4 protein-coding genes and 2 pseudogenes are annotated in these 4,322 nt (G+C 59.5%); 4 read left to right on the top strand and 2 right to left on the bottom strand.

Annotated elements, in window-relative coordinates; translation table 11 throughout:
* Nucleotides 1-127: 127 nt before the first annotated feature.
* Nucleotides 128-313 (bottom strand): helix-turn-helix domain-containing protein, encoded by a 186-nt coding sequence (locus CLV89_RS23310; RefSeq protein ID WP_279327918.1) that lies wholly within the window; start codon nucleotides 311-313, stop codon nucleotides 128-130.
* Nucleotides 299-676: pseudogene (locus tag CLV89_RS23180) on the bottom strand (recombinase family protein); the annotation flags it as partial. The pseudogene CLV89_RS23180 and the gene CLV89_RS23310, both read right to left, overlap by 15 nt.
* A 74-nt stretch (nucleotides 677-750) precedes the next feature.
* Between CLV89_RS23180 and CLV89_RS22730 the strand changes: the two are divergent.
* The 4 genes and pseudogenes from CLV89_RS22730 to CLV89_RS22040 form a co-directional block, all read left to right on the top strand.
* Nucleotides 751-1,068, top strand: a complete 318-nt coding sequence (locus CLV89_RS22730; protein WP_165798196.1) for a hypothetical protein — start codon at nucleotides 751-753, stop codon at nucleotides 1,066-1,068.
* Nucleotides 1,058-1,855, top strand: coding sequence for an ATP-binding protein (locus CLV89_RS22050; RefSeq protein ID WP_165798195.1), 798 nt, complete (start codon nucleotides 1,058-1,060; stop codon nucleotides 1,853-1,855). The genes CLV89_RS22730 and CLV89_RS22050 overlap by 11 nt, the downstream gene beginning before the upstream one ends.
* Before the next feature lie 152 nt (nucleotides 1,856-2,007).
* The gene (locus tag CLV89_RS22045; RefSeq protein ID WP_106165723.1) at nucleotides 2,008-3,798 is read left to right on the top strand and encodes a TniQ family protein; all 1,791 of its coding nucleotides are present in this window, start codon (nucleotides 2,008-2,010) and stop codon (nucleotides 3,796-3,798) included.
* A gap of 381 nt (nucleotides 3,799-4,179) precedes the next feature.
* Nucleotides 4,180-4,322, top strand: a pseudogene (locus CLV89_RS22040) (IS5/IS1182 family transposase); the annotation flags it as partial.

Raw genomic sequence — 4,322 nt, 5'->3', positions numbered from 1 at the left:
GGGCTCACCCCGCGGGAGTATCATCAACGGTCAGTAGAGGACCAAACCCTGAACAGAGCGAACTAATATCCCCGGACTCTACGGGGAGCACGTCAAGCCAAGCACAAAGGGCTGCGAGGGGCGACCATCAATGTTTCGCAACCTGCCTCGCCAGCGTGCGATAGACGGTTGGCCGTGAGACCGAAAAGAGCTCGGCCAAGTCCGACACCGAGTACTCCCCAGTTGCGTGCATCCGTGTCAGCTCCCATGCTTGTCGGTCTGAGAGCTTTGGCTTCTTGCCCCTCAGCTTCCCCTTGGCGCGGGCCACTGCCATGCCCTCGCGTGTGCGTAACCGGATTAGGTCGGCTTCGAACTCGGCGAAGGTCGCCAGCACGTTGAAGAACATCCGTCCTACCGGGGCAGTTGGGTCGTAGACCGTGCTTCCTAGTGCGAGACGTACCCCGCGCTCAGCTAGCCCGTCGGCGATGTCGCGCGCGTCCGGCACCGAGCGGGCGAGCCGGTCAAGCTTCGGCACTACAAGCGTGTCGCCCGCGCGCGCTGCGGCTAGCGCCTGGGAAAGCCCGGGTCGGTCGCGGTTGCGGCCGGTCAGCCCGTGGTCGGTGTAAATGCGCTCGGCGGCCACGCCAAGGATTTCCAGCGCCGCGTGCTGTGCGGCGAGATCCTGAGCGTCGGTGGAGCAGCGGGCATACTAGCTATGAACAACTGCGAGAGGGCATGCGGGCTACCCGGCACCAGCATAAGCGGGATGCCATGCTGGATGCGCCCAAGGTCCAGCGCGCGATTGAGCGAATTTCGGAGACGAACCGCCAGGCCTTCGCGCTCCGCGAGCTGACACCCTTCCACATGACTGATTTGGATGTCGCCCGCTCAGAAGCGGCTCTCCATTACGCGATCCGATCGGACGCAAAGCGGCTTGGTCACATTCAACCCAGCTCCGACCCGCTGGCAAATGGCATCACCATCTCTCCCCGGAATACGCATTCGGAAGAGGGACCCGAGAAAACCAAAGCGGCACCCACGCTGCCGCGGCAGCGCAAACCATCCTGGAGGATCGACGATGTTTCCTGAAAACATGATGCAGATCGCGGACGACCTGTCCGAGCTGGAAAATCACTTCGTGCACCATGAGCGTTTTGCTCCCCTTGAGCGGCGTTTCCGCTTCCTGATCCAGAAGCGCCTGGCTGATATAGGCTCGGGCCGCAGCCGCGAAGCACGCGGGCTGACCCTTACGGGCGAGCCCGGCGCGGGCAAAACGACCGCGATCAAACATCTGCTGACGAAAGCACGGTCCTGGATCGCGACGACCGATACCCCCGACGCAAAGATCATCAGCCTGGATGTGCCATCCACTCCGGGCTTGAAGGCGCTCGGGCACATGGTTCTAGAAAAGCTTGGCTATCCTCAGGGGCGCGGCGGAGAGGGCTGGTATCTCTGGGGCCTCATCCGCCACCACGTTAGGGAGCAGAAGGTCGTCTTCATCCACCTAGATGAAGCGCAGCATTTGCCGGGACGTCGCGGCCAGAAGGAACGCATTGCCATGATTTCTGAGCTGAAGACCATGATGAGTGACAGCGATTGGCCTGTCGGCTTTCTCATGTCAGGGACGGTCGAACTCGAAGACCTTCTCAATCACGACCCGCAGATCAGTCGTCGCATGGAGGCGGTGCACTTCGGCCCGATTGCTGCGCTATCGCAAACGGAGAACATCCTGGGGCTGACCTCTGTCTACTGCTCAAAGGCACTCCTTCAGCCCGCGGCGGACATCGATACCCTCGACTTTGTGGAGCGCCTTGTCCATGCCGCAGCCCGCCAGTTCGGTCTGATGATCGAGATAATCTGCCAAGCGATCAAATAGGCGCGCCTCGCCGAGGCAGAGAACTTGGAAATGATGCATTTTGCCACGGCTTATCGGAACCGGATCGACTGCTCGGATACATTCAACCCGTTCATCATCCCGGATTTCTATCGGGTCGATCCACGACAGATTTTCGCAAGGGACCGCAGCTGATGGCACCGTTCTTTCGCAAACTGCCGCTTCAAGTCGATTTCCACGAAGGCGAAACAGCCACCTCGCTTGCCGCGCGGCTCGCTCGTCGAAACGGCGCGCCCAAACTCTCGTCCCTCTGCTCGGATGCCGAGCTGAACCTGCTTCAGCTCACCAACGGCGCGCCCGAGGCGGTGGCGCAGGTGGCGGCAATGGCCGGGATCGATGCTTCAGGTCTTCAATTCTGGACACCACGCCTGGTCGCGCCGGGCTGGTTTCAGCTGGGGAGGGAGAGGATCAAGTTCACCTCCTTCAGCCGCACAGCTCTCAAGGCATGTCCGCGTTGTCTGCAGAAGACATCAGGCCCGACAGAAGCGGCACATTTCGGGCTCTGGCAGCTGACCTCGGTCCGTACATGTCAAAAGCATGGCTGCTACCTCGTCCCGCTACCTCGAATTCCCGGAAACCGGCATGCCTTCGATACGGCTTACCTAGTTGCCGGTTTCGAACCGCCTGAGCCCACGAAATCGGATGAGCAGTGTCAGACCCTTGAGTGCTACCTCCGGGCTAGGATCGAGCAAGGTCCCAGTGGTACATGGCTGGACCTTTTGCCCTTCCACGTTGCGGCGCAGACCTGCGAGGGCTTCGGACTCCTGCTAACCCTCGGCCCGAAAGCCCGCCGGGAAAAAGCGACACCAGCGCAATGGGCGGCTGCGGGCACTGCTGGGTACGATATTCTGCGTCATGGACCAGATGCATTCCGACAAAGGTTGAAGGATATTCAGCAGGCCCATCCGGTCGACAACACCCTCTACCGGACCCGCTATCGCGTCTTCTTCGAGTGGCAGCGCCACCGCGACGACGACCCTCAGTTCGATTTGATCCGTGATCTGGTGCGAGAGTTCATTTTCCGTAACTTTCCAATCTCCGAAGGCTCCATCGTTCTGGGCCATCCTTGCCCGGAAAAATACGTTCATTCGCTTTCGACAGCACGCTCGCGCTATGGCATGTCTGGCTGGAAGCTGGTGCGTCGCCTAGCCTCACTGGGGCTCGCAGAAAGGAAAACATCAGGTCAGGGTTTCGTGCTGACTGGCTATGTGCGCACGGAAATAATCAATGACATCGCGACCGATTTCGACGCCCTTCTAAACGCGACCGACGCAGGAAAGTACCTTGGCGTGGAGCGTTTCATGATGGCCAAGCTAACAAAGCCCGGACTGGTCGAGAAATACTTCGACGAAAAGAATGCCTCGCCGCTGTATCACCCACGCGATCTTGATGGGTTCATCGGGAAGCTGCGGGCGAGGGTCGAACGCTTCAAGGCGGAGGACCTGCTCGACATTGCGACGGCATCGCATCGTGTCCGCATACCGACCGAGCGCTTGGTTGAAATCATTCTGAGAAACCGCCTTCCGCTGCATGCAGTCGACCCTGCCAACACGCGTTTCCCGGATTTCCGCGTGTCGCTAGCCGTGCTGCGTGACGTCATCACTACCGATCACCATGGAACCGTTCGGCCGACCCGGGCGGCGAAGATCCTCGGCATCAATATCCGGACGATCCGCAGCCTGATGGGCACGAGCGTTCTGAAATCTTGCGACATAGTGGAGCTGAAGAGCGGGCGAAAGCGACGGTACGTTTGCGCCAAGTCGTTGGAGCAGTTTTCCAAGAGTCACATCTCGATGGTCGAACTGGCGACGAAGAGCGGGCGGCTGCCCGGCGTGGAGGCCGTGATCCAACTCGAGCGCGGGGCGCAGCCCCTACCACTTGGGCCGCGCGCCAACATAATTTTTAGGAGAAGCGACGTTCTTTAAACCATCACTCACGGGAAGCCGGCCGCTGCGCCGGCTTTTTTACGCGCGGCCAGTGGCAAACCTACCTGACGAAAAAGGCAGCATTAGTTTGGAGTTGAGATTTTGACGCTGTGATATCAAAGGGAAATTTCCGTCTCCAGAGACAGAACTTTGTGACAATTCCCATCATTTGAAAAGCATCAGGTGGTTCTGCACTTTTCATCAGAGGATTTACCTCTGTCGCGCAGACAGGTGCTGTTTTCCCCACGAAAATCCATGCTGACTCGATCCGCGCCGATGGCGTGTTGATCGCTTCGCAACCCTTTCCCCTTCACAACGGCGTTGTTGCGCAAATCAAAGGGAAGGATTCACTTAGCGAATCCTGACGGTTGTTTCGGGCGCATGCCGAAGCCCACACCCACCCGCTACCGCACGACGAACTGGTCAACTTACAACGCGTCGCTCAGGCAACGTGGCTCCCTTTCGGTTTGGTTCGACCCCGATATGGTTTGGCACGCGGAGAAGTCCGGCAAGCGGAGACGGCC

Source organism: Tritonibacter scottomollicae (assembly GCF_003003215.1).
GTDB lineage: Bacteria > Pseudomonadota > Alphaproteobacteria > Rhodobacterales > Rhodobacteraceae > Epibacterium > Epibacterium scottomollicae.
Note: the sequence above shows the minus strand (reverse complement) of the source record. Positions and strands in the feature narration are given on the sequence as shown.